Below are 3,956 nucleotides of genomic sequence, written 5' to 3'. Positions count from 1 at the left end.
CACCGGAATCGCTCCGGTGCGGCGGCCCTTCGTCGTTCCGGAACGCTGCGGTGCGGCGGCCCGTCGTTCCGGAACGCTCCGGTGCGGCGGCCCTTTGGTCGTTCCGCCCCCGCTCAGCGCGTGCCGCGCAGCTTCCGCCACGGGGTGAACGTGAACACCGCGCCCCCCAGCAGGATCGCCGTGCCGGCGACCAGGCCGAGCGCCCTCAGCGCGCCGTCGCCCTCGGCCCCGGTGGCGGCCAGGCCGCCGCCCGAGTCCGTGCCGCCGCCGGACGCGGCCGCTCCGCCGGAGCCCGCCGCGCCGCCGCTCCCGCTGCCGCCGGACGCGCCGCCCGGCTGGGCGGAGGTGTCCAGCTCCAGCGAGACGGCCACATCGGCGGGCGGGGTGCAGGTGGTCGTCGTACCGGCGGCCATCACCGTCAGGACTCCGGGGCTGAGCGTGGACTTCCCGCTCGCGCCGGGCTTGTACGTGCCGGTGAGGTCGGGGATCTCGATCGGGGCGCCGGTCTTGATGACCTCCTTGTTCAGCGGCCCCTCGACCTTGACCGTGCCCTCGTCCGCCCCGCCGAACTTGACCTCCATGGACGGCTTGACCTGGTCGGCCGGGATGTCGATCGGGCTGTCCATCACGGACTTGCTGAACTTGACCGTCAGGTCGTAGGAGCCGCCGCTCTTCTTGGCGCTGATCCTCACCGGTGAGGTGGCGTTCTTGTCGCCGATGGGGGTCTTGCACGCGTAGGCGACGGACACCTCCTTGCCGGGGAAGTCGGTCTCGCCGCCCCCGCCGCCGGTGCTGCCGCCGCCCCGGTGGAGCCGCCCGACGAACCGCCCGCCCCCTGGACGTCGAGTTCGAGGGACGGGCCGGGGCTGTTCTTGGGCGTACAGGTGGTCGTCGTACCGAGGGCCTTGATGGTGAGGACCCCGGCGGTGAAGGTGACCTTGCCGCTCTTCTTCGGGGTGTACGTCCCCGACAAGTCACTGATCTTGATGGGGGTGTTGGCCGGAATCGCCTCGGTGTTCGCCGGGCCGGAGACCTGTACCTTGCCCGTCTCCGCGCCGCCCAGTTCGATGACGGCGCTCGGGTTCATGGCCCCCTTCCCCAGCTCGACCGGGCTGGAGGAGACACCCTTCTGGAAGGACATGGTGAGCTTGTAGCCGTTACCGCTCTTCACGCCCTTGATATCGATGGGCGAGACCGCCCCTTTGGGACCGATGGGCGTCACGCACTGGTAGTTGACGTCCACGACCTCGGCGTGCGCGGCGGGCGCGCCCGCCACCACGATCGAGCCCGCCAGCGCGGCCGCCAGCGCGAGATTTGTCCGCTTCTGGTTCGACACCTCGTGTTCCCCTCCTGCCGGACGCCGCCGCGCGCCACGACCCGTACGGGCGCGCATTACTGACGGCACATCAGATTGGGCGCTCAAGGTACGCCCGGGGCCTGATGGAGGGAAGACAAAGAGCGCGCCGATCCGGCGCGCTCTTCGGTGGTGCGGAGGTGCGAGGGGTGCGGTCAGGCGGGAGCGGCGAGCTCCGCCCAGACGGTCTTGCCCGGGGCGTCCGGCGTACGCAGGACACCCCAGTCGAGGCAGAGGCGCTGCACGATGAACATGCCGTGCCCGCCGGGCCGGCCGGCGCGGTGCGGCGTACGGGGTGCGGGCTGCCCGGCTCCCCGGTCGACGACCTCCACCCGCAGCGCCTTGGGGCTGCGGCCGATCCGGAGCTCCTCGGGGCCCTCCGCGTGCAGGCACGCGTTGGTCACCAGCTCGGAGACGACCAGCAGGACGTCCTCGGCGGCGGCCCTGCGGTCGGCGGTGGACGCCGGGAGCCAGCCCCAGTCGTGCAGCGCCTGCCGGGCGAAGTCACGGGCCGTCGGAACAATGCCGCTGGCCTGCCCGAGCGAGAGCGTGCGCCACTGCCGCTCGGCCGGGACGGGCGAGGCTGGGCCCGCTTCGTCCGGCTCGCGACCGAGGTCGCCCGGCGGATGCTGCCGGGTGGTGCTCATCAGCGCTTCACCTCACCGATTCGCCATGTCGCCATGTCGCCGTTGAAACAGATAATGATCAGTTACCGATTGTGCCGGAGCCCTTGCGGGGCACCGCCGGGGTGTCTCCTGCCCTGCCATATCGCAACAACACCCACTTGAGGCACACGATCGCGTGATGCAGCCGACATCGGGGATGTCCGCGGTCACGCGCTCGTACCGGGTCAGGTGGCCAGGGCCTCTTCGAGCGTGGCGTGGACGGTGAAGACCGCCTCCGCGCCGGTGATCTCGAACACCCTCGCCACGACGGGCAGCATTCCGGCCAGATGAACGCCTCCCCCGGCCGCCTCCGCCTTGAGGCGGGCGCCGAGCAGCACGTTCAGCCCGGTGGAATCGCAGAAGTCCAGCCGAGAGCAGTCGACCACCAGGCGTGAACGCCCCTGTTCGACCGCACTCTCCAGAGGCACCCGCAGCAGATCGGCGGTGTGGTGGTCGAGCTCACCCACCGGAGTCACGACCTCGCTGTGCCCCTCGGTCCGGGCCTCGACCTGAAGCCGCCCCCGGTTCGCACTGCCGACCGTCCCGCGGTCCATGCCAGTCCCTCTTCGCCGTTCGTCACTGTGCGCGTCACTGCCTGTGCGGCTGCATGCATAGCTGCGGCCGACGTGCGTAAAACAGTACGCGTTTCGTTCGCCACGCGGTAGTCGGAGACCTCAACAAAGCGGACATATAGCAGCAATTGGCGCTTGTCACTGCTGGCCAGGACCGGGTATGGGTAGAGGGACACCAGAAACGCGACCGGCTTCGGAGGCGCCGCTTCACCGCAGGAACACGTATGGGCATCGGCAGCCATATGCCGAGAACGATGGAGGAGAACCATGTCACCCCGGCTCGACGTAGCGCGTACCCACAACGCGTCGTCGGCATGTCCTCAGGGACCGACCAATTCCGACTCCCCCGCCGCGACCGCCGTTCCCGGCCCGCGCACCAGCACCACCAGCAGCACCGGTACGACCAGCACCACCAGCACGACCGGCACCACCTCAGACTTCTCCGGCGCCTTGGGCGAGGAGCTCGAAGGGCTCGAAGGGCTTCCCGAGATCCCGCCCTACGCCGAAGTGGGCGCTCTGGACGCCAGGGCCCTGTCGAAGACGCTCTTCGAGCGGCTGGAGGCCCTCGAAGAGGGCACGCACGAGCACGCGTACGTCCGCAACACCCTCGTCGAGCTGAATCTCGCGCTCGTCAAGTTCGCCGCCTCCCGGTTCCGCTCCCGCAGCGAGCCGATGGAGGACATCGTCCAGGTCGGCACCATCGGCCTGATCAAGGCGATCGACCGGTTCGAGCTGAGCCGCGGTGTGGAGTTCCCCACGTTCGCGATGCCGACGATCGTCGGCGAGATCAAGCGCTTCTTCCGTGACACCAGCTGGTCCGTGCGCGTCCCGCGCCGGCTTCAGGAGCTGCGGCTCGACCTGGCGAAGGCGGGCGACGAGCTCTCCCAGCAGCTGGACCGCGCGCCCACCGTGGCGGAGCTGTCCGAGCGCCTCGGCATCACCCCCGACGAGGTCGTCGAGGGCATGTCCGCGAGCAACGCGTACACCGCGAGCTCGCTGGACGCCAAGCCCGAGGAGGACGACAACGAGGGCGCCCTCGCGGACCGTATCGGCTACGAGGACCACGGTCTCGAAGGCATCGAGTACGTCGAGTCCCTGAAGCCGCTGATCGCCGCGCTGCCCGCACGGGACCGGATGATCCTCTCGCTCCGCTTCGTCAGCAACATGACGCAGTCGGAGATCGGCGAGGAGCTGAACATCTCGCAGATGCACGTGTCCCGGCTGCTCTCCCGGACGCTGACCAAGCTCCGCAAGGGTCTGACCCTGGAGGAATGACCCGGCCCCGGCCCGCCGCCCCGCCACGGGGCTCCCCGGGCCCGACGCCGAGCATCGCGGAAGGACCCGCCCCGGATCGCCGGGAGCCTG

Annotated in this window: 5 protein-coding genes; 1 reads left to right on the top strand and 4 read right to left on the bottom strand. The window is 70.1% G+C overall.

The window, feature by feature from the left end; all coding sequences use genetic code 11:
- Nucleotides 1-113: 113 nt before the first annotated feature.
- The 4 genes from ACFWM7_RS34295 to ACFWM7_RS34280 all read right to left on the bottom strand — a co-directional run bounded on the left by ACFWM7_RS34295 (nucleotide 114) and on the right by ACFWM7_RS34280 (nucleotide 2,573).
- The gene (locus ACFWM7_RS34295; RefSeq protein ID WP_383268415.1) at nucleotides 114-749 is read right to left on the bottom strand and encodes a hypothetical protein; all 636 of its coding nucleotides are present in this window, start codon (nucleotides 747-749) and stop codon (nucleotides 114-116) included.
- A complete protein-coding gene (locus ACFWM7_RS34290) occupies nucleotides 689-1,336 on the bottom strand; it encodes a peptidase (protein ID WP_383268413.1) in 648 nt (215 codons plus the stop codon). Before ACFWM7_RS34290 ends, ACFWM7_RS34295 begins: the two co-directional genes overlap by 61 nt.
- Nucleotides 1,337-1,509: 173 nt before the next feature.
- Nucleotides 1,510-2,001: an ATP-binding protein gene (locus ACFWM7_RS34285; RefSeq protein ID WP_383268410.1), complete on the bottom strand. Its 492-nt coding sequence runs from the start codon at nucleotides 1,999-2,001 to the stop codon at nucleotides 1,510-1,512.
- Between the two features lie 203 nt (nucleotides 2,002-2,204).
- Complete coding sequence (locus ACFWM7_RS34280; RefSeq protein ID WP_383268408.1) at nucleotides 2,205-2,573, bottom strand: STAS domain-containing protein; 369 nt, start codon at nucleotides 2,571-2,573, stop codon at nucleotides 2,205-2,207.
- Between the two features lie 285 nt (nucleotides 2,574-2,858).
- On the opposite strand from ACFWM7_RS34280, the gene ACFWM7_RS34275 reads away from it, so the two are divergent.
- Nucleotides 2,859-3,866 (top strand): RNA polymerase sigma factor SigF, encoded by a 1,008-nt coding sequence (locus ACFWM7_RS34275; RefSeq protein WP_383268406.1) that lies wholly within the window; start codon nucleotides 2,859-2,861, stop codon nucleotides 3,864-3,866.
- Nucleotides 3,867-3,956: the final 90 nt, after the last annotated feature.

Origin of the sequence: Streptomyces sp. NPDC058375, from assembly GCF_042723425.1 — a bacterium.
In the GTDB taxonomy this organism is placed as follows: Bacteria; Actinomycetota; Actinomycetes; order Streptomycetales; family Streptomycetaceae; genus Streptomyces; species Streptomyces durocortorensis.
Note: the sequence above shows the minus strand (reverse complement) of the source record. Positions and strands in the feature narration are given on the sequence as shown.